The organism is Microbacterium sp. NPDC028030 (assembly GCF_040637855.1).
Lineage (GTDB): Bacteria > Actinomycetota > Actinomycetes > Actinomycetales > Microbacteriaceae > Microbacterium.
On sequence record NZ_JBEZXF010000002.1, the window covers coordinates 325,683 to 350,931 of the forward strand.

At 68.0% G+C, this 25,249-nt stretch carries 22 protein-coding genes; 11 read left to right on the forward strand and 11 right to left on the reverse strand.

The window, feature by feature from the left end; translation table 11 throughout:
- Window positions 1–40: 40 nt before the first annotated feature.
- Window positions 41–1,465: a type I glutamate--ammonia ligase gene (glnA, locus tag AB0E56_RS10410; protein ID WP_183150129.1), complete on the reverse strand. Its 1,425-nt coding sequence runs from the start codon at window positions 1,463–1,465 to the stop codon at window positions 41–43.
- A gap of 147 nt (window positions 1,466–1,612) precedes the next feature.
- Between glnA and AB0E56_RS10415 the strand changes: the two genes are divergently transcribed.
- Window positions 1,613–2,041 carry an RDD family protein gene (locus tag AB0E56_RS10415; protein ID WP_359798703.1) on the forward strand — a complete coding sequence of 143 codons (429 nt, stop codon included), beginning with the start codon at window positions 1,613–1,615 and terminating at the stop codon, window positions 2,039–2,041.
- Between the two features lie 6 nt (window positions 2,042–2,047).
- Here AB0E56_RS10415 and AB0E56_RS10420 read toward each other — a convergent pair whose 3' ends face one another.
- The gene (locus AB0E56_RS10420) at window positions 2,048–2,539 is read right to left on the reverse strand and encodes an ATP-dependent zinc protease (RefSeq protein ID WP_359798705.1); all 492 of its coding nucleotides are present in this window, start codon (window positions 2,537–2,539) and stop codon (window positions 2,048–2,050) included.
- 20 nt (window positions 2,540–2,559) lie between these two features.
- On the opposite strand from AB0E56_RS10420, the gene AB0E56_RS10425 reads away from it, so the two are divergent.
- Entirely contained in the window at window positions 2,560–3,747 is a 1,188-nt protein-coding gene (locus AB0E56_RS10425; RefSeq protein ID WP_017202222.1) for a RimK family alpha-L-glutamate ligase, read from the forward strand.
- Between the two features lie 67 nt (window positions 3,748–3,814).
- Here AB0E56_RS10425 and AB0E56_RS10430 read toward each other — a convergent pair whose 3' ends face one another.
- Complete coding sequence (locus AB0E56_RS10430; protein ID WP_359798707.1) at window positions 3,815–4,525, reverse strand: DUF4191 domain-containing protein; 711 nt, start codon at window positions 4,523–4,525, stop codon at window positions 3,815–3,817.
- Between the two features lie 161 nt (window positions 4,526–4,686).
- Between AB0E56_RS10430 and AB0E56_RS10435 the strand changes: the two genes are divergently transcribed.
- On the forward strand, window positions 4,687–6,162 hold the full coding sequence (locus tag AB0E56_RS10435; protein ID WP_359798708.1) for a hypothetical protein: 1,476 nt from the start codon (window positions 4,687–4,689) through the stop codon (window positions 6,160–6,162).
- A gap of 7 nt (window positions 6,163–6,169) precedes the next feature.
- On the opposite strand, the gene sucB is transcribed toward AB0E56_RS10435, so the two are convergent.
- The 3 genes from sucB to AB0E56_RS10450 all read right to left on the reverse strand — a co-directional run bounded on the left by sucB (window position 6,170) and on the right by AB0E56_RS10450 (window position 10,888).
- The gene (gene sucB, locus AB0E56_RS10440) at window positions 6,170–7,972 is read right to left on the reverse strand and encodes a 2-oxoglutarate dehydrogenase, E2 component, dihydrolipoamide succinyltransferase (RefSeq protein WP_359798709.1); all 1,803 of its coding nucleotides are present in this window, start codon (window positions 7,970–7,972) and stop codon (window positions 6,170–6,172) included.
- Between the two features lie 66 nt (window positions 7,973–8,038).
- Window positions 8,039–9,412 carry a dihydrolipoyl dehydrogenase gene (lpdA, locus tag AB0E56_RS10445; RefSeq protein ID WP_359798711.1) on the reverse strand — a complete coding sequence of 458 codons (1,374 nt, stop codon included), beginning with the start codon at window positions 9,410–9,412 and terminating at the stop codon, window positions 8,039–8,041.
- A 3-nt stretch (window positions 9,413–9,415) separates the two neighbouring features.
- Entirely contained in the window at window positions 9,416–10,888 is a 1,473-nt protein-coding gene (locus AB0E56_RS10450) for a leucyl aminopeptidase (protein WP_359798712.1), read from the reverse strand.
- 113 nt (window positions 10,889–11,001) lie between these two features.
- Here AB0E56_RS10450 and AB0E56_RS10455 point away from each other — a divergent pair, with 113 nt between their 5' ends.
- From AB0E56_RS10455 to AB0E56_RS10465, 3 genes are all read left to right on the forward strand, one after another.
- Window positions 11,002–11,943 (forward strand): PAC2 family protein, encoded by a 942-nt coding sequence (locus AB0E56_RS10455; protein ID WP_359798714.1) that lies wholly within the window; start codon window positions 11,002–11,004, stop codon window positions 11,941–11,943.
- Between the two features lie 168 nt (window positions 11,944–12,111).
- Window positions 12,112–13,350, forward strand: a complete 1,239-nt coding sequence (locus AB0E56_RS10460; RefSeq protein WP_359798716.1) for an RNA polymerase sigma factor — start codon at window positions 12,112–12,114, stop codon at window positions 13,348–13,350.
- Window positions 13,350–14,042 (forward strand): coenzyme F420-0:L-glutamate ligase, encoded by a 693-nt coding sequence (locus AB0E56_RS10465; protein WP_359798717.1) that lies wholly within the window; start codon window positions 13,350–13,352, stop codon window positions 14,040–14,042. The genes AB0E56_RS10460 and AB0E56_RS10465 overlap by 1 nt, the downstream gene beginning before the upstream one ends.
- Before the next feature lie 62 nt (window positions 14,043–14,104).
- Here AB0E56_RS10465 and AB0E56_RS10470 read toward each other — a convergent pair whose 3' ends face one another.
- Window positions 14,105–15,121 carry a sugar-transfer associated ATP-grasp domain-containing protein gene (locus tag AB0E56_RS10470; RefSeq protein WP_359798719.1) on the reverse strand — a complete coding sequence of 339 codons (1,017 nt, stop codon included), beginning with the start codon at window positions 15,119–15,121 and terminating at the stop codon, window positions 14,105–14,107.
- Between the two features lie 80 nt (window positions 15,122–15,201).
- On the opposite strand from AB0E56_RS10470, the gene AB0E56_RS10475 reads away from it, so the two are divergent.
- Together AB0E56_RS10475 and AB0E56_RS10480 are read left to right on the forward strand one after the other, a co-directional pair.
- Window positions 15,202–15,906, forward strand: a complete 705-nt coding sequence (locus AB0E56_RS10475) for an alanine racemase C-terminal domain-containing protein (protein WP_359798720.1) — start codon at window positions 15,202–15,204, stop codon at window positions 15,904–15,906.
- The gene (locus AB0E56_RS10480) at window positions 15,903–16,943 is read left to right on the forward strand and encodes an alanine racemase (RefSeq protein WP_359798721.1); all 1,041 of its coding nucleotides are present in this window, start codon (window positions 15,903–15,905) and stop codon (window positions 16,941–16,943) included. Before AB0E56_RS10475 ends, AB0E56_RS10480 begins: the two co-directional genes overlap by 4 nt.
- An 18-nt stretch (window positions 16,944–16,961) precedes the next feature.
- Here AB0E56_RS10480 and AB0E56_RS10485 read toward each other — a convergent pair whose 3' ends face one another.
- The gene (locus tag AB0E56_RS10485; protein WP_359798723.1) at window positions 16,962–17,180 is read right to left on the reverse strand and encodes a hypothetical protein; all 219 of its coding nucleotides are present in this window, start codon (window positions 17,178–17,180) and stop codon (window positions 16,962–16,964) included.
- A 177-nt stretch (window positions 17,181–17,357) separates the two neighbouring features.
- On the opposite strand from AB0E56_RS10485, the gene AB0E56_RS10490 reads away from it, so the two are divergent.
- Window positions 17,358–19,487 carry a DNA topoisomerase IV subunit B gene (locus tag AB0E56_RS10490; protein WP_359800036.1) on the forward strand — a complete coding sequence of 710 codons (2,130 nt, stop codon included), beginning with the start codon at window positions 17,358–17,360 and terminating at the stop codon, window positions 19,485–19,487.
- Window positions 19,488–19,562: 75 nt separating this feature from the next.
- Here AB0E56_RS10490 and AB0E56_RS10495 read toward each other — a convergent pair whose 3' ends face one another.
- Entirely contained in the window at window positions 19,563–22,004 is a 2,442-nt protein-coding gene (locus AB0E56_RS10495; protein WP_359798724.1) for a DNA topoisomerase IV subunit A, read from the reverse strand.
- Window positions 22,005–22,048: 44 nt separating this feature from the next.
- On the opposite strand from AB0E56_RS10495, the gene AB0E56_RS10500 reads away from it, so the two are divergent.
- Window positions 22,049–23,170 carry a nucleotide pyrophosphatase/phosphodiesterase family protein gene (locus AB0E56_RS10500; protein WP_359798726.1) on the forward strand — a complete coding sequence of 374 codons (1,122 nt, stop codon included), beginning with the start codon at window positions 22,049–22,051 and terminating at the stop codon, window positions 23,168–23,170.
- Window positions 23,171–23,173: 3 nt separating this feature from the next.
- Here AB0E56_RS10500 and sepH read toward each other — a convergent pair whose 3' ends face one another.
- Window positions 23,174–24,217, reverse strand: coding sequence for a septation protein SepH (gene sepH, locus AB0E56_RS10505; protein WP_359798728.1), 1,044 nt, complete (start codon window positions 24,215–24,217; stop codon window positions 23,174–23,176).
- A gap of 198 nt (window positions 24,218–24,415) precedes the next feature.
- On the opposite strand from sepH, the gene AB0E56_RS10510 reads away from it, so the two are divergent.
- The gene (locus AB0E56_RS10510; protein ID WP_046747247.1) at window positions 24,416–24,709 is read left to right on the forward strand and encodes a DUF4193 domain-containing protein; all 294 of its coding nucleotides are present in this window, start codon (window positions 24,416–24,418) and stop codon (window positions 24,707–24,709) included.
- 72 nt (window positions 24,710–24,781) lie between these two features.
- Here the strand turns inward: AB0E56_RS10510 and AB0E56_RS10515 are convergent, their stop codons facing one another.
- Complete coding sequence (locus AB0E56_RS10515; protein ID WP_359800038.1) at window positions 24,782–25,246, reverse strand: DUF3093 domain-containing protein; 465 nt, start codon at window positions 25,244–25,246, stop codon at window positions 24,782–24,784.
- Window positions 25,247–25,249: the final 3 nt, after the last annotated feature.

A 25,249-nucleotide genomic window follows, 5' to 3' on the forward strand; every position in this document is an offset into this window, starting at 1 on the left:
CCCTGCGAAGCAGGAACGGGCTCTCGAGAGGACTTCTGGATCAGACGCCGAAGTACAGCTCGTACTCGAAGGGGTGCGGGCGCTGCGCCATCGGCAGGATCTCGTTCTCGTACTTGTACGAGATCCAGGTCTCGATAAGCTCCTTGGTGAACACGCCGCCCTCGAGGAGGAACTGGTGGTCGGCCGCCAGTGCGTCGAGCGAGTCGAGCAGGGAGTTCGGCACCTGGGGGATGTCCTTGGCCTCCTCGGGCGGGAGCTCGTAGAGGTCCTTGTCGACCGGCTCGTGCGGCTCGATGCGGTTCTTGATGCCGTCGAGGCCCGCCATGAGCTGCGCGGCGAAGGCGAGGTACGGGTTGCCCGATGCGTCGGGAGCGCGGAACTCGATGCGCTTCGCCTTCGGGTTGGAGCCCGTGATCGGGATGCGGATCGCGGCAGAACGGTTGCCCGCCGAGTAGACCAGGTTCACCGGAGCTTCGAAGCCCTTGACCAGGCGGTGGTAGCTGTTCAGCGTGGGGTTCGTGAACGCGAGCAGCGCCGGGGCGTGTGCCAGGATGCCGCCGATGTACCAGCGCGCGATGTCGCTCAGCTGGCCGTAGCCGGCCTCGTCGTAGAACAGCGGCTTGCCGTCGTTCCACAGCGACTGGTGGGTGTGCATGCCCGAGCCGTTGTCGCCGTAGAGCGGCTTCGGCATGAAGGTCGCGACCTTGCCCCACTCGTTGGCGGTGTTCTTGACGATGTACTTGAACTTCAGGATGTCATCCGCCGCGTGCACCATGGTGTCGAAGCGGTAGTTGATCTCCTGCTGCCCGGCCGTGCCCACCTCGTGGTGCGAGCGCTCGAGGATGAATCCCGCCTCGATCAGCTTGAGGGTGATGTCGTCGCGCAGGTCGGCGGTCTTGTCGACCGGGCTGACCGGGAAGTACCCGCCCTTGTACGGCGTCTTGTTGGCGAGGTTCCCGCCCTCTTCCTCACGGCCGGTGTTCCAGGCGGCCTCTTCGGAGTCGACCTTGTAGAAGCTCTCGCCGGCGGTGACGGAGTAGCGCACGTCGTCGAAGATGTAGAACTCCGCCTCGGGGGCGAAGAAAGCGGTGTCGGCGATGCCCGTGGAGGCCAGGTACTTCTCGGCCTTCTTGGCGACCTGACGCGGATCCTTGGAGTAGATCTCGCCGGTGCGCGGGTTGTAGATGTCGAACAGCATCACGAGGGTGCTGGCCTCGCGGAAGGGGTCGACGTACGCCGTCGTGACATCGGGGATGAGCTGCATGTCGGACTCGTGGATGCTCGCGAAGCCGCGGATCGAGGAGCCGTCGAACAGCTGGCCGTCGGTGAAGAACGCCTCGTCCACAGTCGATGCAGGAATGTTGAAGTGCTGCTGTACACCCGGGAGATCGGTGAAACGGATGTCAAGGAACTTGACGTCGTTCTCCTTGATGTAGGCCAGTACCTCGGACGAATCTTTGAACATGTACGACTCCTGTAATGCGGATCGATGGCTTCACGGCCATTCTGCAGAGTACGGACGGGGGATTTCTCTACGGTATCCGCTTTGTTTCGGGCGTGTTACAGGAGCCGCGGCGACAGCCCCGCATGCGACCCTCGGTAGGCTGGGGGAGTGACGGATGCTGTGAACACGTACCCCGGCGAGCGACTCGGACTCCCCGAATCCGGATCCGGGAGCATCGCACGACCCGGTCGTCGCATCGGAGCACTCCTGATCGACTACGCGGCAGCCACGATCATCGCGACGGGTTTCCTCGGTTACGACCAGTTCGCGTTGCCCACCGAGGCCGGACTGACGCAGTTCGCACCGATGCTCGTGTTCGCTGTGCTGCAGATCGTGTTCATCCCGACGGCCGGCGGAAGCCCGGGCCACCGGATCCTCGGAATGCGTCTGGTCCGACGCGATGGCGGGTGGATCGGGCTGTGGCGTCCGATCGTCCGCACGCTGCTCCTCGTGGTCGTGGTGCCAGCGGTCATCTGGGATGCGGATCAGCGGGGCCTCCACGACAAGGCGGTCGGCACGATCCTGATCCGCGCCTGAGCCGGATCACGCCCTGCCGCGGTTGCGGCGACGAGCCTCCCGTGGAGCGCGACCGCCGAGGAACGACCGTGCCGGGTCGACGGTGAATCCCTGTCGCAGGGCTTCCCGGCCGATGAGCATCCGGAAGCCCATCTCGTCGCGGTTGCTCAGCGTCACCTCGGCGAGGACCTCCCGGTCGACGAGACGGATCAGCAGCTCGACGACGAACCGTTCCTGCGCGTGTCCTGAGGAGCTGCGCACCGCACGACGATCGTGAACAGGGCACTCGACCACGACGGCGTCCTCTTGACTGTCCTGCCAGGGTTTGACCTTGAAGCGCACCCACGGCTGGTCGTCCTGCTCGAACTCCACGACGTCGAATGCGTGCAGGGAAGACGTGCGCGCGCCCGTGTCGATCTTGGCTTTGAGCCAGTCGACTCCGAGATCGGGCAGGCTCACCCATTCTCGCCACCCCGTAAGGGTGTTTGAATGGGGGGTAGTCCTACTCACCTGATACATCCTGGCAGGAAAAATCCCCCGTGAAGATCGCAGTGCTCTCCCGCGCGCCGCAGGCGTACTCCACCCAGCGTCTGCGTGCCGCCGCTCTTCAGCGAGGGCACAACGTGAAGGTTCTCAACACGCTGCGTTTCGCGATCGATCTGACCTCGGACGAACCCGACCTCCACTATCGAGGTCGGCAGCTCAGCGACTACGACGCGATCCTTCCGCGCATCGGCAACTCGATCACCTACTTCGGCACGGCCGTGGTGCGGCAGTTCGAGCAGATGGACGTCTACACGCCGAACACCGCGAACGGGATATCCAGCGCGCGGGACAAACTGCGCGCGAACCAGATCCTGTCGCGGCACAACATCGCGATGCCGCCCACCGCGTTCGTCCGCAACCGCGCCGACGTGCGTCCGGCGATCGAGCGGGTCGGCGGGGCGCCCGTCGTCATCAAGCTGCTCGAGGGCACGCAGGGGATCGGCGTGATCCTCGCTCCCCAGGTGAAGGTCGCCGAGGCGATCATCGAGACACTGCACTCCACCAAGCAGAACGTGCTGATCCAGAAGTTCATCTCCGAGAGCCGTGGTCGCGACATCCGCGCGCTGGTCGTCGGAGACCGCGTGGTCGCCGCGATGCGGCGCTCAGCCGCCGGTGACGAGTTCCGGTCGAACGTCCATCGGGGCGGCTCGGTCGAGGCCATCGAACTCGACCCCGTCTACGAGCGTGCCGCCGTGCGCTCGGCCCAGATCATGGGCCTTCGCGTCGCAGGCGTCGACATGCTCGAGGGCGACGACGGCCCGCTCGTCATGGAGGTCAACTCCTCGCCGGGTCTTCAGGGCATCGAGACCGCGACCAAGCTCGACGTGGCCGGTGCCATCATCGACTACATCGCCGGGCAGGTCGCGTTCCCCGAGATCGATGTGCGCCAGCGGCTCACGGTCTCGACGGGCTACGGCGTCGCAGAGCTGATGGTGCACGGCGCTGTCGACCTGGTGGGGAAGACCCTCGGCGAAGCAGGACTCTGGGAGCGTGACATCACGGTGCTCACGCTCCACCGAGGCGTCAGCGTGATCCCCAACCCTCGTAAGCACGTCGTGCTGGAGGCCGATGACCGGCTGTTCTGCTTCGGCAAGCTCGACGAGATGCGCTCGATGGTCCCCGAGCGTCGTCGACGCCGCGCCAAGGTCCGTCGTCTGCCGCGGCAGCCGCTCTCCGAGTGAGCACGACGAACGCGGCCGCCCTCCGAGGAGGACGGCCGCGTTCGTCGAGCTTGTGCGGTACGGGAACTCAGCGGGGACGCTGAGAGCGCACCTTCGTCGGGTCGATCCCCTTCGGGATCGGCAGCGACGACAGCGACTGCGACACCGAGTCGACGCGGCGGATGACGGCGGCCATCGTCGCCTTGTCGATCGCCTTGGGGAGCTTCTTGATCGTCTTCGCGAGGTCGGCGATCGCGACGTCGTCGTCGCCGTGCCCGACGTAGAGGACGGTGACGGGGACGCCGTGCGCGACGCGCTGAGCCTTGCTGCGCTCTTCGTTCACCAGGCGGGTGAGCCGCCCGCGCGCGCCTTCGCCGACGACGACGATGCCGCCGCGGCCGATGGTGCGGTAGACGGCTTCCTGCGTCTTGGGGTTGATCCCGACGGGAGTCTCCGACGCCTGCCAGCTGCGGCCGAGGCTCGTGCTGAGCACGTGGCCGGTGGCGCCGGGCATGCCGTCGATCTTCGTGTACATCGCCGAGGTCGACATGCGCGTCATGAGGAACAGGGCACCGAGGATGCCCAGCATGAGCCCGGTGATGCCCCACAGGATGAGGGTCCAGATCTGGAACGGCGGAATGAGGTATCCGGCGACGAGACCGATCAGGACGCCGCCGACGAGGATCGCGAGCTGTGCCCAGGGAAGCCACGGGTAGGCCTCGCGGGTGAACCGGAAGAGGGACTTGATCTGGGAGAAGAACCCAGGACGCTTTTCGGGTTCAGGAGCACGCTTTGCCATGGAGACCAGCCTACCGAGTCCGCGGGCCGGGTGATGTCGGCGTTCGCGCGAAGCGGAGCGGTGGAGCGGACCGTTCCTGCACATTCGGAGTTCGAGGGATATCGACGCACATCGCCGATGAACGTGGGGCCACGCGTCCGTGGATGAGCTGTGATGGACGAATGGCAGACATCAGGACCGACGAGGCGCGGGACACGGCCCTCGTCACGGGAGCGCATCGCTTGGTCAGGATGCTCGATGCGTCGGAGGGACCCTTCGCGGGAGCTCTGGTGACGTGCGGCGGAACGGTGGCCGTGCGACGGGATGCGGACGACCTCGCCGGATGGGCCGGCTGGCGCTTTGCAGGAAGCGAGCACATCGCGGCACCGACTGACGTGATCCGCCGCGCGGGAGGGCACGAGGTGTTGCTCCCATGGTGCACGGAACGGGTATCGGCGTTCGTGGTCCGTCGCACGGCTGCGGACGCACCGCTGACACCGGGGGAGTCGACCACGCTCGTGATCAGCATGCTGCGTGGACTGGACGAGATCGGCGTCGGCGTCGAGGGTGTCCGCGGGGGCGAGTGGTGGTTGACCGATGGCGGACGACCGGTGTTCGTCTTCGGAACGGGGACCGACGCTCGTGCGGGAGCGGAGGAGATCGTCGCCCGCCTGGCGGAGCACAGCTTCGACAAGGTGATGGTGCGTGCACTGGGGGTGGTGGAACGCGCGCTCCAGAGCTCGGCCGGTCAGCCGCGCGTTCCGCGGAAGCTGCTCGAGGCGGGGGAACTCGAGCTGTTGAACGTGGCCGCACCGCAGCCCCTCGATCTCGGTCGGCGCGCGCCGGAAGCCCCGACGGAGGTCGCACACGCCCTCAGGCCACGCGAACAGACCTCACCGCGCGCGGAGTTGCGACGCAGGTCCGGAACCGGCGCGACGACAGGCAGCCTCGGTCGGGGAGCTCTCGCCCTGCAGGCCGGTGTCGGCGCCGTCGTCGCCCGCGCCGAGGAACTCTTCCGGTTTGCGTGGCGGTCGCGACGGGCATCTCAGAAGGCGGGAACCGGCCCGGCCGACATGCGGCGTGGTCGACGGCGGCGGTCGATGATCATCGCGGGGACGGCCGCCGCGGCCGTGCTCGTGGGCGGACTGCTCTGGCCTACCGGGGGCGCGGAGGGAGCACCCTCCGACGCGTCTCACCGTGCGGCTGCGGACACGCGATCGGGCGCCGCCGACACTGCAGGTCACCCCGACGGCGCGCGGGCGGATCAGAGCGACGCCGGAGCAGGTACATCAGAAGACAGTGCCGTAGCGACGCTCCCGGTCGCGTCGCCGACGGACCCCAGCCCTGAGATCGCTGCCGCTGCCCTGCTCGAGACCATCGCCGGCTGTCGCGCTCGGGAGGATGAAACGTGCGCCGATGGCGTGGCGGCCGGGGCACAAGGTGTGGTCGCCGCACTCGGCGCGGCCGCCGATGCCGCGCCGGGAATCGAATTGGTCGACGAGTACGGAGATGTCGCCGTGGTGCGACTCGTCGTCGATCCATCAGCGGAGGGGAATGCGGATGCGGACACGGCCGGACGACTCATGGTCGTGCTCATCCGCGCAGAAGAGAAATGGCTGGTCCGCGACGTGTACGACGTCGCGGACCAGCCAGGATGATTCTCGGTCAGGCGCCGAGCTGAGAGGCGAACTGCGCCGACTCGAGTCGAGCCTTGACCGCGCCGAGGAAGCGTGCGGCGTCTGCACCGTCGATGATCCGGTGGTCGTACGACAGGGCGAGGTACACGTACGACCGGATGGCGATGGCGTCTGCACCTCCGACCTTCACCAGACCGGGACGCTTGACGACGGTGCCCGTTCCGAGGATCGCGGACTGCGGCAGGAAGACGACGGGAGTGTCGAACAATGCGCCGCGCGAACCCGTGTTGGTGAGCGTGAACGTGCCACCGGCGAGCTCGTCGGGCTTCAGCTTGTTGTCGCGGGTGCGAGCGGCGAGGTCGGCGATCTCGTGAGCGATCTGGGCGATGTTCTTCGAGGCTGCGTCCCGGAGAACCGGGGTGAGCAGACCGCGCTCGGTGTCGACCGCGATCGAGACGTTCTCACTCGCCGGGTAGACGATGTTCTCGCCGTCGACCGTCGCGTTCACGATCGGGAAGGCCTGAAGGGCCTCGGCGGTAGCGAGCGCGAAGAACGGCAGGAACGAGAGCTTGTCGCCGGTCTTCTCGAGGAACGACGCCTTCACGCTGTCGCGGTACTCCGAGAGGGCGGTGACGTCGACCTCGACGACCGTCGTGAGCTGAGCGGTCTGCTGCATCGACTCCACGGCGCGCTTGGCGAGCACCTTGCGCAGGCGCGACATCGGCTGGGTCGTACCGCGCAGCGGAGAGACCTCCAGCGGAGCGGGTGCAGCAGCGGCAGCCGCGGGGGCGGCCGATGCGGTCTCTGCAGCCTTGAGGACGTCTTCCTTGCGGATGCGACCACCGACGCCGGTGCCCTTGACCGAGGCCAGATCCACGCCCTGCTGGGCAGCCAGCCGGCGGACCAACGGCGTCACGTACAGGTTGTCGCTCTCGGCCGGCAGCGTGAGCTTCGGCGCAGCAGGCGCCGGCGCGGAGGCAGGCGCGGGAGCTGCGGCCGGGGCGGGAGCCGGAGCAGCGGCCGGGGCGGGAGCTGGGGCCGGGGCGGGAGCTGGGGCCGGGGCGGGAGCCGGAGCAGCAGGCGCTGCGGGGGCGGGAGCGGCAGGTGCTTCCGCGGCAGGAGCAGCAGGTGCTTCCGCAGCAGGGGCGGCAGGTGCTTCCGCGGCAGGGGCATCAGCTGCAGGCGCGGCGGGAGCGGCGCCAGAGCCGACACGTGCCAGCACGGCGCCGACGGCGACCGTCTCGTCCTCCGCAGCGACGATCTCCTGCAGCACACCGGCGATGGGCGAGGGGATCTCGGTGTCGACCTTGTCGGTCGAGATCTCCAGAAGTGCCTCGTCGACAGCCACGGTGTCGCCGACCTGCTTCAGCCAACGGGTGACGGTGCCTTCGGTGACGCTCTCGCCCAATTCGGGAAGCACGATGTCCGTCGCGTCTCCGGACGGTGCTGCCGGTGCCGCTTCGGGTGCGGGCGCCTCTGCGGCCGGCGCCGGCGTTTCGGGTGCGGGCGCCTCGGCGGGCGCGGCCTCAGCGGGTGCCTCTTCGGCAGCGGGAGCTGCGGCTTCGGGAGCGTCTGCAGCAGGAGCTGCTCCGCTGCCGTCGCCGATGCGAGCGAGAAGGGCGCCGACCTCGACGGTCTCGTCCTCGGCCACGAGGATCTCCTCGATCACACCGGTGACAGGGGAGGGGATCTCGGTGTCGACTTTGTCGGTCGAGATCTCGAGCAGGCCCTCATCTGCCTGCACGGTGTCGCCCACCTGCTTGAGCCAACGGGTGACCGTACCCTCTGTGACGCTCTCGCCGAGAGCGGGGAGGACCACGGATGTGCTCATGACTGAGTCTCCTTCAGAAGTTGTATGACGCTTGTCTAGCTTAGTGACTCGGGCACCGGTTGGTGCTCAGAGGGCGTGCAGGGGCTTGCCGGCCAGTGCCAGGAAGGCTTCGCCGAGTGCCTCGCTCTGGGTCGGGTGGGCGTGGATCAGTGGGGCGATGTCCTCCGGGTGCGCCTCCCAGGCGACGGCGAGCTGGCCTTCGGTGATGAGTTCTCCGACCCGATCACCGAGCAGGTGAACACCCACGACCGGCCCGTCCTTGAGACGGACGACCTTGACGAGACCGCTGGTGCCGATGATCTCGCTCTTCCCGTTGCCTGCGAGGTTGTACTCGTAAGCGACGATCGAGTCCGCACCGTGCTCTTCCGCCGCCGCGGCCTCGCTCAGGCCGACGGAGGCGACTTCGGGGCTCGAGTAGGTGACCTTAGGGATCTGCGCGTCGGGGATGTTCGCCGGCGACAAGCCCGCGATGCGCTCGGCGACGGCGATGCCCTGCTGGAAGCCGCGGTGGGCGAGCTGGAGTCCTGGCACGATGTCCCCGACCGCCCACACGCCGGGCACTCCCGTGCGAAGCTCCTCGTCGACCGTGACGAAGCCGCGATCGAGGGTCACGCCGGCCTCTTCGAAACCGAGGTCGGCGGTCACGGGCCCGCGTCCGACCGCCACCAGGAGGTAGTCGGCGGTGAACTCCTTGCCGTCTTCGAGCGTGACGGTGACGGATGCCTCATCCTGTCGTGCGGTCTGGAAGCGCACGCCGAGGGAGTACTGGATCCCGCGGCGACGGAACGCCCGCTCCAGTCCCTTGCTGAGGGCGATGTCCTCATTCGGAACCAGGTGCGGCAGAGCCTCGATGATCGTGACCTCGGAACCGAATGACCGCCACACGCTGGCGAACTCGACACCGATCACACCTCCACCCAGGATGAGGACTCGTTCGGGGATGACGTCGAGCGCCAGCGCCTGCTCGCTCGTGAGGATCCGGCCACCGATGTCGAGTCCGGGCAGCGAGCGGCTGTAGGAGCCGGTCGCGAGCACGACGTCGCTACCGACGTACACGTCGTCACCCACAGCCACGCTGCGGTCGGGGTTGAGGCGACCGAGGCCGGCGACGGTCGTGATGCCGCGCGCCTTGACGAGGCCTTCGAGACCCTTGTACTTCTTGGCGACGATCCCTTCGCGGTAGGCGCGGACGCCGGTGGGATCGATGCCCTCCAACGTCGCGGTGACGCCGACCGATGCGGCATCGCGCACGTGCTCTGCGACCTCGGCCGCGTGCAGGAGCGCCTTGGTGGGGATGCACCCGCGGTGCAGGCAGGTTCCGCCGACCTTGTCCTTCTCGATCAGGGCGACGGACTTGCCGAGTTCACTCGCGCGCAATGCGGCGGCATAACCACCGCTGCCGCCGCCCAGGACGACGATGTCGAAGGTGTGGGTTGTCATGTGTCATGCCTCCGTGTGGGATGCGTCGGCGAAGGCGACGATCGATCGGACCATCGCCCCCGTTGGGCCCTTCTCGGTGAAGCCGTACGCTGCGCCGGCGTGTTCGCCGGAGCCCGCGATGTCGAGGTGCACCCAGGGGATGCGGGGAGCGTCGTCAGCGTCGGACGTACGGCCGACGAACCGGCGGAGGAACAGCCCTGCGAACGACGCGCCGCCCATCCGATCTCCCATGTTGGCGTTCTGCAGATCGGCGATGGGCGATTCGAGCGACTCCTCCATATAGGACGGGAGGGGCATGTGCCAGGCGGGCTCATCCACCTGTTCCGCAGCGGCGAGGAACTCCGCGACGGTGTCGTCGTCGCCGAAGACGCCCGTGTGCCGGTGACCGAGGGCCGCGACGATGGCACCCGTGAGCGTGGCGACGTCGATGATGACATCGGGGTGTTCGCGGCTCGCCGCCACGAGTCCATCCGCGAGCACGAGGCGCCCCTCGGCGTCGGTGTTCTGGACCTCCACGGTCGTGCCGTCGAGGATGCGGATGACGTCTCCAGGGCGCAGAGCGCGGCCGGACGGCATGTTGTCGGTGATGCACAGCCACGCGGTGACGTGCACGGGGAGGCCCAGCGTCGCGATCGCGCGCAGAGCTGCGAGCGAGGTCGCGGCTCCCGCCATGTCGAACTTCATTCCCACCATCGACGCCGCCGGCTTCAGCGACAACCCGCCGGTGTCGAACGTGATCCCCTTGCCGACCAGCGCGATGTGACGCGAGGCGTCGGCGGGGGAGTAGTCGAGGCGCACCAGCCGAGGCGGCCGGTCCGAGCCCTGGCCGACACCCAGGATGCCGCCGAAGCCCTGGTCGGCGAGCGCCTTCTCGTCGAGGATGTCGACGGTGACGTCGAGGTCGGCGACGCTGTCGGCGGCACTCTGCGCGAGCTGTGCCGGACTCTGCCACTCGGCCGGGACGTTCACGAGGTCCTTGATGAGCGCCACCGCGTCGCCGATCACCTGCGCGCGCACAGCGCTCTCTTCGGTGAGAGCGGCGTGCAGCGTGACCGCGGTCGCGCGCGTCTTGCCCTTCTCGGTGCGGTAGCCGTCGAAGCGGTGGCCGCCGAGCACAGCGCCTTCCGCGGCTGCGTCGGCGAACCTCTCGAGACCGTCGGCGAGGCCCAGTGCGATGTGGTCGAATCCGGTGAGCGAGCGAAGAGCCACGCCAGCCGCATTGCGCACCGCGCCGGCATCCGGTGCATCGCCGGCGCCCACGACGGCGAATGGCGCGGGGAAGACATCGGGAAGGTGAACCCTCGCGAAGGATCCGGCTGAGCCGGTGAACCCGATTCCGGCGAGCGTGTCGGCGAGTCCAGGGTAGGAGGCGAGCGATTCCGCCGACTCGGGAAGAGCCGAGACGACGAGCACTGCGGCATCTGCAGCGCTTCCGGGGAACTGATCGGTGGTGTGCGAGAGCACGGGAAGCGTCATACCTCCATCCTAGGATCTCCGTCCCAGCGCAGACGTGCGCCCCCTCCCCGCGTGTTCGCTCTCAGCGAGACGGGCCGGGGCCCGGTGCGAGGACGTGCTCGTAGCATGGAGTCATGCCCTTCTCCGGTGAGATCCACGAACGCGTCGCGAATGCGCCGACGGTGCCGCATGGCCTGCCCCTGGTGCTTCTCCTGACGGGTTTCACCGATGCCGGCAGTGCCGTCTCCGGACTGATCGATCATCTGCGCGAGACGGCGTCGCCCGAACCGGTCGTCATCTTCGACAACGATGTGCTCCTCGACTACCGAGCCCGCCGGCCTGTGATCGCGTTCGATCAGGACCACCTCACCGAGTTCCGTCCGCCGCGCCTTGAGCTCTCCCTCGCGACGGATGCCCTCGGGCGCCCGTTCCTCCTTCTCGCCGGGTACGAGCCGGACTTCGCATGGAACGGCTTCGCGAGCACGGTGCTCGACCTCGCGGCGGAGTTCGAGGTGTCCGGTCTGCACTGGGTGCACTCGATCGCCATGCCCGTGCCGCACACCCGTCCGATCGGTACCACCGTGAGCGGCAACCGCCGCGAACTGACGGTCGCTCACTCGGTGTGGCGCCCGCGCACCCAGGTGCCTGCCACGGCGGGGCATCTGCTCGAGTTCCGGTTCGTCGAGCGCGGAGAACGCGCGGTCGGCTTCGTGCTGCTGGTCCCGCATTACCTGGCGGAGACCGAGAACCCGGAGGCCGTGATCGCCGCGGCCGAGCGTCTGATGGCGTCGACCGGTCTCGTGCTGATGCTCGACGCCGTGCAGGAACGCCGAGAGGACTACCTGGCGCGCGTCGACGAGCAGGTCGCGGGGAACGACGAGCTCCAGCAGATGGTGCACAACCTCGAGCGTCGCTACGACGCGTACATGGCGGGGCGGAACCCCGACGACGACACCTACGACGAGGGCGGGTTCAGCGAGCGGGACCTGCCGAGTGCGGACGAACTGGCGGCAGAGTTGGAGCGCTACCTGGCCTCTCGCCCCTCCGGCGACGAAGACAAGCCGGGCCGCGGCTGAGTCCGATCGGAGAGAACTTCGCCGGAATGCGTCCGCATCGCCACACGTGTGCGATACTAGGACTCTGACCCGTTGTCAATCAGTGTTTTCGAGCGCTGGACTTGACAAGGGTCTTACTAGTGTCCGAAATGTCCCGGGGCTACACAGCAGCTCCGTGAAAGGCGAAACGTGACTCCTGCCACGACGAAGAACACCCGGACGAAGAAGGCTGCCGAAGAGACGACCGCCGACGCTCCGGTCGAGACCGATGCACCCGAGAAGCCTGCGCCCCTGAGCGCGGCGAAGCGTGCCGCTGCGAAGCGCGCCCCCGTCAAGAAGAAGAAGTCCGAGGACGTCGTCGAAGAGGACGAGGCTCCCGCAGCTGCCGCTGTGGAGGACGACGAGGACGAAGACGCCAAGCCCAAGTTCACCGAGCCGCTGCCGACCGGCGCCATCGTCATCTCGTCGAACGACGACGAGGACGTTCCGGTCTACTCGACGCAGATCACCGGCGCCACCGCCGACCCGGTCAAGGACTACCTGAAGCAGATCGGCAAGGTCGCACTGCTGAACGCGGCCGAAGAGGTCGAGCTCGCGATGCGCATCGAGGCCGGACTGTTCGCCGAGGAGAAGCTCTCCGCGATGTCGGTTGCGGAGAAGACGAGCCAGCTCGGTCTCGATCTGCAGTGGGTCGCGCGCGACGGACAGCGGGCGAAGAGCCACCTGCTCGGCGCCAACCTGCGTCTCGTCGTCTCGCTCGCCAAGCGCTACACGGGACGCGGCATGCAGTTCCTGGACCTGATCCAGGAGGGCAACCTCGGCCTCATCCGCGCGGTCGAGAAGTTCGACTACACCAAGGGCTTCAAGTTCTCGACGTACGCCACCTGGTGGATCCGTCAGGCGATCACCCGCGCGATGGCCGACCAGGCGCGCACGATCCGCATCCCGGTTCACATGGTCGAGGTCATCAACAAGCTCGCCCGCGTGCAGCGGCAGATGCTGCAGGACCTCGGTCGCGAACCCACTCCGGAAGAGCTCAGCCGCGAGCTGGACATGACGCCGGAGAAGGTCGTCGAGGTGCAGAAGTACGGCCGCGAGCCGATCTCGCTGCACACGCCGCTCGGCGAAGACGGAGACAGCGAGTTCGGTGACCTCATCGAGGACACCGAGGCCGTCGTTCCGGCGGATGCGGTGGGCTTCACGATGCTGCAGCGTCAGCTCGAGCAGCTGCTCGACTCGCTCTCCGAGCGCGAGGCCGGCGTGATCCGCATGCGCTTCGGCCTCGGCGACGGACAGCCGAAGACGCTCGACCAGATCGGCGACACGTTCGGCGTGACGCGTGAGCGCATCCGTCAGATCGAGTCCAAGACGATGGCGAAGCTGCGCCACCCGAGCCGTTCGCAGTCGCTGCGGGACTACCTCGAGTGATGCAGGCGAACGACGGCAAGGCGCTCGAGACGAGCGTCGACGGAAACAGCTATGCGCGGATACCTCTGCGTACCCGTGTGGTCATGCCGGACGACGACCTCGACGCCATCATCACCGAGTACGCGAAGGATGCGGTACAGCCGGGCGACCTGCTGTTCGTGACCGAGAAGATCGTGGCGATCACCCAGGGCCGCTCCTACCGCCTGGACGAGATCAAGCCCCGCAAGCTCGCGCTCTTCCTGTCGAAGTACGTCACCCGCACGCCGTACGGCATCGGTCTCGGCATGCCGGAGACGATGGAGATGGCGCTGCGGGAGTGCGGCACTCCGCGGATCCTGTTCGCCTCTGCCGTGGCCGCTGTGACCAAGGCGTTCGGCCGCCGTGGTGACTTCTACCGCATCGCGGGCGACAAGGCGAGGGCGATCGACGGTCCCACCAAGCACACCATCCCTCCGTACAACGAGGCTGTCGTGCTCGGGCCGAAGGATCCGGACGGCGTCGCCGCCCGCGTGAAGAAGCTCATCGGCGGCCAGGCTGAGGTCGCCGTCGTCGACATCAACGACCTGGGCGGCAACATCCTCGGTTCGACGCTCGACAAGGCCGGCGAGAATCGGCTGGTCAAGATCCTCGGCGACAACCCGCTCGGCCAGGGGTTGGAGTCCACGCCGCTCGGCATCGTCCGCGCGATCTGAGAAGACCTGTCACGACGAAGGCCCCGGATGCTCGGCATCCGGGGCCTTTCGCGTTCGCAGTCTCAGAAGCCGATGACCTCGCGATAGCGCGGCTTGTGACCCGTGCGGATGCCCGTGACGCTCGGCTTGTTCTCGTAGACGCCGGCACCCCAGTTGCCCTCCACGAGGACCGGGCCGTCGGGGGACACGACGATGTCCCAGCCGACGTACTGCACCTGGGGCACGACGCGGGCGACCTCGTCGATGAACGCGCGCACCTGGTCCATGTGCGGCAGTTGGAAGTCCGCGATGCGGAAACCCGAGTCGGGGTGCGTCTCGTGCACATGGCCGTGCGAGTCGTACCCGGCGCCGACCGCGTGACCGTTCTCGTCGAGCATGGTGTAGAACCCGCCGAAGGTCATCTGGTCGCTCACCGCGCCACGGCCGAACTTCTGGGCCATCGCGAGGATGTGGGCCTTCTCGCCGTCGAAGAACGCGGTGATCCTGGTCGTGTTCACGGTCCCCGGGCACACGGCGGCGAGAGCGTCGTGCTGACGGATCACCTCTTCGATCAGGAGCTCTCCGCGCTCGAGGAGGCCACGGTGGAACGCGTCCCAGTCGTCGATGTCGGCGGCGTGGTAGCGGTGCACGCCGGTGCCGGCCTGGCCGACAGGTTCCTTCGTGACGATCGTGCCGAGGCGCTGCGTGAGCTCACGGACGGCGTCGGCGTTGCCCGCTTCGACGACCAGCCACTCGCGCCGCAGGAACGGCGAGAACTGCTTGTCGAACTCGACCTTGTCCTGGAAGATCCAGCGATAGTCGGGGTGGTCGTACCGCTGTGAGAGCTGGTTGGATACCGGGTGCGTCATGTAGGTCTCACGCTCGGCCTTCGTCAGCATCGCGAAGTCGTAGTCGATGTAGTCCTGGAACCCGACGTTGTGACGCGCGGCCGACCACAGCATGTCGACGACGATCGCGGGAACGGCCTTGTGGTGCTGCGCGGACGCCTCCTTGGCGCGTTCCACCACCGATCCGACATCGATGCGGCGGGCACGTCCCAGCAGGTAGCGGATGCGGGGCGCGAGGGAAAGACGAGACATGAGGCTCCAGGGTCGGGGTCCTCACCAGTCTACGGGGGCGCGAACGCTCGACCTGGGAGCCGGAAGCTAGGCTGGAGGACGTGTGTGAGACGACCTCCAGCGCCCTGCCGCTCGCGATGATCTCCCGGTCCGCCCTGGCATCCGCGGCCTCCGTCGCCGTGTCAGCGGGAGGTCGCACGGCGGATCTCCGGCGCGACGCCTGGGGTCACGGACTCCTCGCCGTGGCACATGCCGTCACGGCGGCGGGCGCGGAGAAGGTGCTCGTCGATGCCTCCGGAGAGGTCGAGGCGCTGCGCCTGGAGGGCATCATCGGTGTCACGTCGGGTGAGCCGGACATCGATTCGACGCTGCTCTACGGTCTGCCCGATGCGAGGGGGGCACTCGCGACGCGCCCCGTGATGCGCCTGACCGGCCGCGTCATGTCCACCAAGAGGCTCCACCCCGGTGACGCCGTCTCCTACGGGTACACGTTCCGGGCCGAGGCCGCGACCACCGTCGCACTCGTGACCGGAGGATACGCCCAAGGCATCGTGCGAGCGCTCGGAAACCGCGCCGATGTCGAGATCGATGGGAAGGCGCATCCGATCGTCGGGCGCGTCGCGATGGACGTCTGCGTCGTGGACCTGCAGGGCGACGACGCCGCGCCAGGTGACGAGGTCACATACTTCGGCGGCGAGGGGCCGGCTGCCACGGGTATCGCACGATGGGCGGAGATCACAGGCTTGGAATCGTCGGAGCTCGTCACCGTCTCGGGCGCCCACGCGGTGCGGGGGTGGGAAGCGTGACCCGTCCGGAGCTGCGTCTGCGCAGCAGCACTCTCCGCGCCAACATCGTCGCCGTGCGCGAACGGGTGTCGCCGTCGGCGCTCATGATCGTCCTGAAAGACGACGCCTACGGCCACGGACTGGCCTGGGCGGTCGAGAATGCTCTGCGAGCGGGCGTCGAGTGGTTCGGCAGCTACGACATCCGCAGCGGGATCGTCACGCGTCAACTCGTCGGCGGTGAAGCCAGGGTCTTCGCCTGGGCCACTTCGACCGACACGGAGATCGATGAGGCGCTGCTGCAGGACATCGATCTCGGGGTCGGGACCGTCGAGTATCTGCGGCGGATCGTCGCGCGTGCCGCCGTCCTCGGTGTGCGCGCCCGCGTGCACCTCAAGATCGATACGGGACTGCACCGCAACGGTGTGCTCGCCGAGGACTGGGCGTCGGCGATCGCGGAGGTGCGCGGCGCGGAGAAGGCGGGCCTCGTGGAACTCGTCGGCGTGTGGAGCCATATCGCCGAGGCCAGCGATGAGGAGGACGACGAAGCGCAGGCGATCTTCCTCGACGCGGTGCGTGTCGCGGAGCGATCCGGCACCGCGCCGTCGGCGCTGCACCTGACGGCGTCGGCTGCGTCCTGGTGGCGTCCGGAGTTGCGGGGCACCGTCTCGCGGATCGGCGCCTTCTGTTACGGCATCCGCTCTGCCGAAGGACCGGAACTCGAAGGCGTCGACCCCGCCGCGCAACTCATCGCCACCGTCACCGAGGCGCGGGAGGACGGCGTGACGATCGACATCGGCAGCTTCGACGGTCTTCCATCGACGCTCGCCGGGGTGACGGTCGGAACACCCGCCGGAGGACGAGCCGTCTTGCGGGTGGGCCACACATCGTCCGAGGTGGACGCGTGGTCAGGCGCTCGCGTCGGCGATGAGGTCGCGCTGTTCGGCCCCGGAACCTCGGGGGAATGGTCGGCGACCTCGCTCGCCGAACACATCGACACGGTCGGCGAGGAGATCCTCACCAGACTGACGTCGCGGGTGCGCCGCGTGGTCATCGACTGACCAGCGGCGCCCTCGCGGTCAGGGGGCGTCGATCAGGCGGGCGGTCTCGTCGTGCCAGCTGGTGGCGACGCTGCGGAGCTTCTCTTCGTACTTGCGGCCGTGGTGGGCGCAGAACAGGAGTTCGGATCCGTTGACCTCCGCGGCGATGTACGCCTGAGCGCCACAGGAATCGCAGCGATCCATGGCCGTCAGACGGAACTCGACGGTGGAGGTGTCACGTTCGGTCGTTGCATTCATCTCGGCGCCTCCTCGGGTGTCGGCTTCGCGGGGGATTTGGTCAATACAACCACGCTGTACCTGTGTGCATGCCCGGTTTGCGGCGTGTTTCGCTCAGCGCGTACGGGCGGGCCTCCGGCTGGTCCCGTCCTGCGAGTGTCTGCGGCCGGAGTCGGGGTGGCGAGAATAGACTCGGAGATTGTGAATGCCGAGTATTCCGCCCATCATCTCCAGGTCCTCGAGGGACTCGAAGCTGTCCGCAAGCGCCCCGGCATGTACATCGGATCGAACGGTTCGCCGGGGCTCATGCACTGCCTGTGGGAGATCATCGACAACGCCGTCGACGAGGCGGTGGCCGGCAACGGCTCGAAGATCGACGTCATCCTGCATGCCGACGGCAGCGTCGAGGTGCACGACCGCGGGCGCGGCATCCCGGTCGACGTGGAGCCGCGCACCGGCCTGACCGGCGTCGAGGTCGTCTACACCAAGCTGCACGCCGGAGGGAAGTTCGGCGGCGGGTCGTACGCGGCCTCCGGCGGTCTGCACGGCGTCGGCGCCTCGGTCGTCAACGCGCTCTCCGAACGGCTGGATGTCGAGGTGGACCGCGGCGGCAAGACCTACGCGATGTCGTTCCACCGCGGGGAGCCCGGCGTCTTCACGGATTCCGGCGAGAAGCGTCCCGATGCCCCGTTCACCCCGTTCGAGGAGAACAGCGAGCTCCGCGTGATCGGGAAGGCCCCGCGCGGTGTGACCGGCACACGCGTGCGTTACTGGGCGGATCGTCAGATCTTCACCAAGGATGCCGCCTTCCAGCTGGGCGACCTCGAGACTCGGGCGCGCCAGACCGCGTTCCTCGTTCCCGGCCTCGAGATCGTCGTGCGGGACGAGCGGACCGACCGCAGCGCGGACGTCGCCGGGGACGCCGAGGACACCACCGGTCAGACCGGCGTCATCGAGACCTCGTACCTCTACGAGGGCGGGATCTCCGAGTTCGTCGACTACCTCGCCATCGACCCGCCGGTGACCGACACCTGGCGCATCCAGGGCGAGGGCACCTTCAAGGAGACCGTCCCGGTGCTGCAGGCGGACGGGCACATGGTCGCGACCGAGGTCGAGCGCGTGTGTGCCGTAGACCTCGCGCTGCGCTGGGGCACCGGCTACGACACGCGCGTCCGATCGTTCGTGAACATCATCGCGACCCCGAAGGGGGGAACGCACCAGCAGGGCTTCGAACAGGAGCTGCTCAAGGTGCTCCGCACGCAGGTCGAGCAGAACGCGCGCCGGCTCAAGGTGGGCAATGACAAGCTCGAGAAGGACGACGTCCTCGCCGGGCTCACGGCGGTGCTCACGGTCAACGTGCCAGAGCCGCAGTTCGAAGGCCAGACCAAGGAGGTTCTCGGGACCCCGGCGGTGCGGCAGATCGTGGCGCAGGTGATCCGGAAGGACCTGGCACAGCGGTTCGGTTCGACCAAGCGCGACGACAAGAACCAGGCGTCACAGCTTCTCGACAAGATCGTCTCCGAGATGAAGGCGCGCGTGTCCGCGCGCGCTCACAAGGAGACGCAGCGGAGGAAGAACGCACTGGAGTCGTCGACGCTCCCGACGAAGCTCGTCGACTGCCGCACGAACGAGGTCGAGCGCAGTGAGCTCTTCATCGTCGAGGGAGACTCGGCGCTCGGTACCGCGAAGAATGCGCGCAACAGCGAGTTCCAGGCGCTGCTGCCGATCCGGGGCAAGATCCTCAACGTGCAGAAGGCGTCGGTCGGCGACATGCTGTCGAACGCGGAGTGTGCGTCCATCATCCAGGTGATTGGGGCGGGCTCCGGTCGTACGTTCGACATCGGCGCCGCGCGGTACGGGAAGATCATCCTGATGAGCGATGCCGATGTCGACGGCGCACACATCCGTACCCTGCTGCTCACACTGTTCTTCCGCTACATGCGCCCTCTGATCGAAGACGGTCGCGTGTTCGCCGCGGTTCCGCCCCTGCACCGGATCATCGTGATGAACCCCGGCTCCAAACCGAACGAGACGATCTACACGTACAGCGAGCAGGAGATGCATGCGCTGCTGGCGAAGCTCCGCAAGGCGGGCAAGCGCTGGCACGAGCCCATCCAGCGCTACAAGGGTCTCGGTGAGATGGACGCCGAGCAGCTGGCGAACACGACGATGGACCGCTCCGGACGCCTTCTGCGTCGTGTGCGGATGGAGGATGCCGAGGCCGCGGGGCGCGTCTTCGAACTGCTCATGGGCAACGAGGTCGCCCCGCGTCGCGAGTTCATCATCGACTCCTCCGACCGCCTGTCCCGCGAGTCGATCGACGCCTGACGTCAGCGGGTAGCCGAGACGAGAAGAGGGACCCGGTAGTCCGGGTCCCTCTTCTGCTGTCCGTTGCGCGATGCCTCAGACGATCGTGCGGCCGATGCTCCCGATCACACCGTCGATGGGCTGACCCGAGGCGTCTCGGCGAGCGCCCGTCTCCGGCAGCTTGCGTACCGCTCCGGTCGGGTCGACGGCTTGCGGCGGGTTCGGTCCGACCCACGCGACCGTGAGGCGGTCCTCGCCCTTCAGGAACGCATGCGCGCGCACACCACCCGTGGCGCGGCCCTTCGCGGGGTACTCCGCGAACGACGACACCTTCGCGCGGCCGGGGTCCGTCCCGGGGAGGATGCTCTCGCCGCCGGACACCGTCGCGACGACCGCGTCCGTCGTTGGATCGACGGCGCCGAAGAAGAGGACGGACGCGCGGGAGCCGAGCTTGACGCCGGCCATGCCGCCCGCCGGGGCTCCCTGCGGTCGAACCGTCGAGGCGGGGAAGCGGAGCAGCTGGGCGTCGGTCGTGACGAACACGAGATCGGTGCCGTCCGGAGCCTCGGCCGCACCGACGACGGTGTCGCCCGGCTTCATCCCGATGACCTCGAGGTCGGGTCGCACGGGGAGCGAGGAAGGCACGACGCGCTTGACCGTGCCCTGGGCGGTTCCGAGTGCGACCGGGGTGTCGCTGTCGAAGCGGACGAACGCGAGGATCTTCTCACCCTTGGTCGTGATGCCGAGGTAGTCGCGCAGCGGTGTGCCCGCGGCCAGCTGCACCGATGTCGACGGCACAGACGGCAGGTCGACGGGAGAGAAGCGCACGACACGCCCCAGACTCGTCACGGCACCGATATCCGCGCGGACCGTCGTCTCGAGTGTGGTGAGGATGGCGTCATGTTTGCTTCGCCGCGCCGGGACGGCGAGTTCCTGCCCCTCGCCGAGGTCGACCCGCACGGCACGACCCGTGGTCGACAGGACGAGCACTGTGGGGGCATCGGCGATCTGCAGGTCGACCGCGCCCTTCGTGGCACGCGGCTTCGGAGGCGCAGCGTTCATCAAGAGGGTTCGACGAGGCGTCCCGTAGGCATCGGCGGCGGCGTCGAGCTCGCGCGCGACGGCGGCGCGCAGCAGCACCGGACTCCCGAGGAGCTCCCGCAGCGACGCGATCTCGGCCAGCAACGCGTCGCGTTCGGTCTCGAGCTCGATGCGCGAGAACTTGGTCAGGCGACGCAGCCGCAGTTCGAGGATGTACTCGGCCTGCAGCTCGCTCAGATCGAAGACGGAGCGAAGACGCGTCCTGGCCTGCTCCGAGTCGTCGGAGGAGCGGATCACCTGGATGACCTCGTCGATGTCGAGGATCGCGATGAGCAGCCCCTCGACGAGGTGCAGTCGTTCTTCGCGTCGTGCGAGGCGATAGCGACTGCGACGCGTGATGACCTCGAGGCGGTGCCCGACGTAGACGCTCAGCATCTCCTTGAGGCCGAGAGTGCGCGGCTGGCCGTCGACGAGCGCGACGTTGTTGATGCTGAAGGAGTCCTCCAGCGGGGTCAGACGGTAGAGCTGCTCGAGGACGGCGTTCGGGTCGAATCCCGTCTTGACCCCGATCGCGACGCGCAGCCCGTGGTTGCGGTCGGTGAGGTCGGTGACGTCGCTGATGCCCTGCAGTTTCTTGGCCTGCACGGCGTCACGGATCTTCTCGATAAGTCGTTCGGGCCCGACCATGTACGGGAGCTCGGAGACGATGATGCCGGTGCGTCGAGGGCCGAGCGGCTCGATCGACGTCTTGCCGCGGACCTTGAGAGCGCCGCGGCCGTTCGTGTATGCGTCTTTGACCCCGTCGAGTCCCATCAGGATCCCGCCGGAGGGGAAGTCGGGTCCCGGTACGAACTCCATCAGCTCCTCGGTGGTCGCGTCCGGGTTCTCGAGCAGGTGGGTGGCAGCGGCGACGACCTCGATGAGGTTGTGCGGGGCCATGTTGGTCGCCATGCCGACGGCGATGCCGCTGGCACCGTTCACGAGCAGGTTGGGGAATGCCGCGGGGAGCACCGCAGGCTGCTGGAACTGCCCGTCGTAGTTCGGGATGAAGTCGACGACGTCCTCGTCGAGATTCTCGGTGAGCGCGAGAGCGGCGGCGGCGAGACGAGCCTCGGTGTATCGGGCGGCAGCCGGACCGTCGTCGAGCGAGCCGAAGTTGCCGTGGCCGTCGACGAGGGGCACGCGCAGCGCCCACTCCTGTGCCAGCCGCACCAGGGCGTCGTAGATCGCCGAGTCGCCGTGCGGGTGCAGCTTCCCCATCACTTCGCCGACGACACGGGCGCTCTTGACGTGTCCGCGGTCGGGGCGCAGGCCCATCTCGGCCATCTGGTAGAGGATGCGCCGTTGCACCGGCTTCAGGCCGTCACGGGCATCGGGCAGGGCCCGCGAGTAGATCACCGAGTACGCGTACTCGAGGAACGAACCCTGCATCTCCGAGGAGAGGTCGATGTCCTGGATGCGTTCCTCGACGGGCTCGGGCGGCGGCGTTTTCGGCATGGACTTCCTGAAGGCGTACGGGAGCCTGTGTCAGACTGGCTCGGATGTCCCTCATGCTACCGTCCGAGTCGCCGAGCGTCCGGAGCGTCGTCGGGGTGGCGGCGGACCTGTCGTCCGCGCTCCGCGGTGAATCCGCTGTGCTGCCGCGCGTCGATTCGGCCGTCCTCGTCGTGATCGACGGCCTCGGTGCGATCAGCCTCCGCGGTCACGCCGGACATGCGCGCGCACTGACGGCCGGGATGGCGAAGAAGGACGTCGCCCGAACCGTGTTCCCTTCCACCACCGCAGCGGCGCTCACGAGCATCGTCACCGGTGTGTGGCCCGGCGAGCACGGACTGGTGGGCTACCGCGTGCGGGACGCGAGCCGCGACGTCCTCGTCAACCAGCTCAGCGGCTGGGAGACGGACGGCATCGACCCGCTCACCTGGCAGGCGGCGGACACGATCTTCGAGCGCGTGGGTCGCGTCGGGCACCCGAGCTTCGCGGTCGGCTTCGGCGGCTACGCGCACAGCGGGTTCACCAAGGCCACCCTCCGAGGGGCGGAGTTCGTCGCGGCGACGACGGCTGCCTCCCGCATCGAAGCCGCGTACGCGCTGGCCCAGGGGAACCCGGGTTCGCTCGTCTACTGCTACCTGCCAGAGGTCGACAAGGCTGGTCACAAGCACGGCATCGCCTCTCGCGAGTGGGTCGCCGCGCTCGAGGACATCGACGCGGCCCTTTCGGTGCGGGTGCCTCCGGGAATCGGGGTGCTCGTCACGTCAGACCACGGGATGGTCGATGTGCCGGTGAACCGCCAGGTCGTGCTCGACGAGGAGCATCTGGTCGGGGTCCGCCACCTCGGCGGCGAGCCTCGGATGCTCCATGTCTATCTCGAACCCGACGCCGACTCCGCCGCGGTGACCGCGCGCTGGAGAGCCGACCTCGAGGGCATGGCCGACGTGATCACGCGTGAAGAGGCCGTTCAGTCCGGACTGTTCGGTCCGACCGTGACAGAGGCGGCCGCATCCAGGATCGGCGACCTGCTGGCGATCGCACGCGGCGCATGGGCCATCTACGACGGAACGGCCGCCGACCAGCGAGGGCGTGGAATGATCGGCCAGCACGGCGCACTCACGCCCGAGGAGCGACAGGTGCCACTGCTGCGCCTGGGGGCGTTCGCGCGCTGACCCTCACTCGTCGGTGCGTGCCCCGAAGACGATCTCGTCCCATGAGGGCATCGCGTTGCGTCGACGTCGCCGACCGCTTGAGTCGCCCGTTTCCGAGGGTGATGCCTGAGAAGACGGTTGCGTCGGCTGGGGTTCCTCTTGCTGCTGCTCGAGCGCATCGAACAGCGCGATCGGGTCGGAGTGATCGTCATCTTCGGCGTCTTCGAGCACGGGCGCGGTCTCGCGCTGACCGCGTCGGCGACGGAGCGCCTCGAGCAGATCGGCGGTCTCCGGGTTGGTGCTCTGTCCCGAGGGCGCGCGCTTGATCGCCGCATCCTGTGCGGCGACGTCGGAGCGCGCCGGAAGTGCGGGGTCGTCGATCTCGGCCTCAGGCGTCGGGAGGAGGCGGGGCCCGAACGCTCCGGAGTCGAAGCGACTCTCATCCTTGTAGGGAGATGTGGCGCGGTCTGCCTCGACCGCACGCAGGCGCGGGATGAGGCCCTCGGGGAGGGAGCCTTGGCGGGAGAGCTGCGTCGCATCCGCGTTCAACGGCGAGAGGGCGCTGCGACGCGGATCGAAGCTCCAGCGTGCGTCGTGTTCGACATCGTTGGCGGTGAACTCGAGCTTGACCGTCCAGCCCGTGTCTTCCTTCCAGCTGGCCCAGCGTTCCGAGGTGGCCGCGACCTCGGCGAGCTTGGCACGGACGGCGGCGCCGAAGGTCGGCTGGGCGTCTGGCTCGACCTCGCTGCCGATGAGCACGGGCACCGCGAGGGCCTGACCGATGATGTGCTCCCGCTCGGCGAGGACCGGGCCCTCGAATCGGGCGACGTCGTCGACGCTGATCCCGAGGAGCTCGGCGACCTCCGGAGCTGTGAGGCCGGCGCGGATCTGCGCCTGGATGTCGCGCGGGCTCGCGGCGAGCTTCTGGGCGGTGGGCTCTGACTGGCGCGTGGCGCGACGGATCTCTCGCTGCAGCATGTCGTCGATGGGCAGCGCGAACCGCTCGCCCGACTCGGTCGCGAGTACGAGGACTCCTGCTTCTGTGCCGACGATGGTGACGTTTTCCATGCGAATGCCCCTCTGATGGGTGTCCGTTCATGGTGTCACGCGACGGGCGCAGCGGCGGGGAATACCTTGGGCGTGCCGTGAGTTTGCTCTGTCGCACGGACCCGCATTTGCGTTATGCCTTTGGGTCGTGCAAACTATGGCCGCCGAATACCCGACGGCGCACCACCCACTCGCACCATGAAAGTGGAGATCTACCGCATGGCAACCGATTACGACGCCCCCCGAAAGAGTGAAGACGACTCCGAGTCGATCGAAGCCCTGAAGGAGCGTGTGCCGGACAAGAACTCCGGCTCAAGCGGGGACGAAGACTCCGACAACCCGTCGAGCTTCGACCTCCCGGGTGCCGACCTTTCCGACCTCGAGCTCGATGTCGTCGTGCTGCCAGCGCAGCAGGACGAGTTCACGTGCATGAGCTGCTTCCTCGTGAAGCACCGCTCGCAGCTCGACCACGAGGGCGCATCCGGGCCCATCTGCAAGGAGTGCGCTGCCTAGCAGCTCTCCGAGCGACGTCTCACGCGCCCCCGACCATCGGTCAGGGGCGCGCTGTCGTTTACCGGGTGTCCGTCAGGCTCTGGCAGCTCGGATGGCCGCAGCGAGGCGATCGGGGGTACGGCTGGAGATCGTCCAGGCGACGACAGGGTCGTCCGCATCGATGTTCGGCACGACGACGATGCCGTCGATGCCGCCGCGGATCAGGTGCCAACCGCGGGCGGGAAGATCGGGTCCACGTGCCTGTCTGGCTTCTTCGCCGGTCAGTGCGACGGGTTCACCCAGGAACTGTGCGTCGATGTGCGCGCGTCCTGCGCGAAGGACGGGGCCCTCCACGGCGACGACGGGGGTCGCGAGGACGAATCCGAGCACGAGGAGCGCGGAGACCGCCGCTCCCAGCACGAGGGCGAACGTCGAACCGATGGGGACGAAGACGAGCGACACCATCGGCCCGGCCACGGCGACGGTGACGAGAAGCCACAGGCTCGGGGAGAGCCGTTCGCGATAGCGGGTACGTGCGTCTGTGGCGGGGTTCTGCATTAG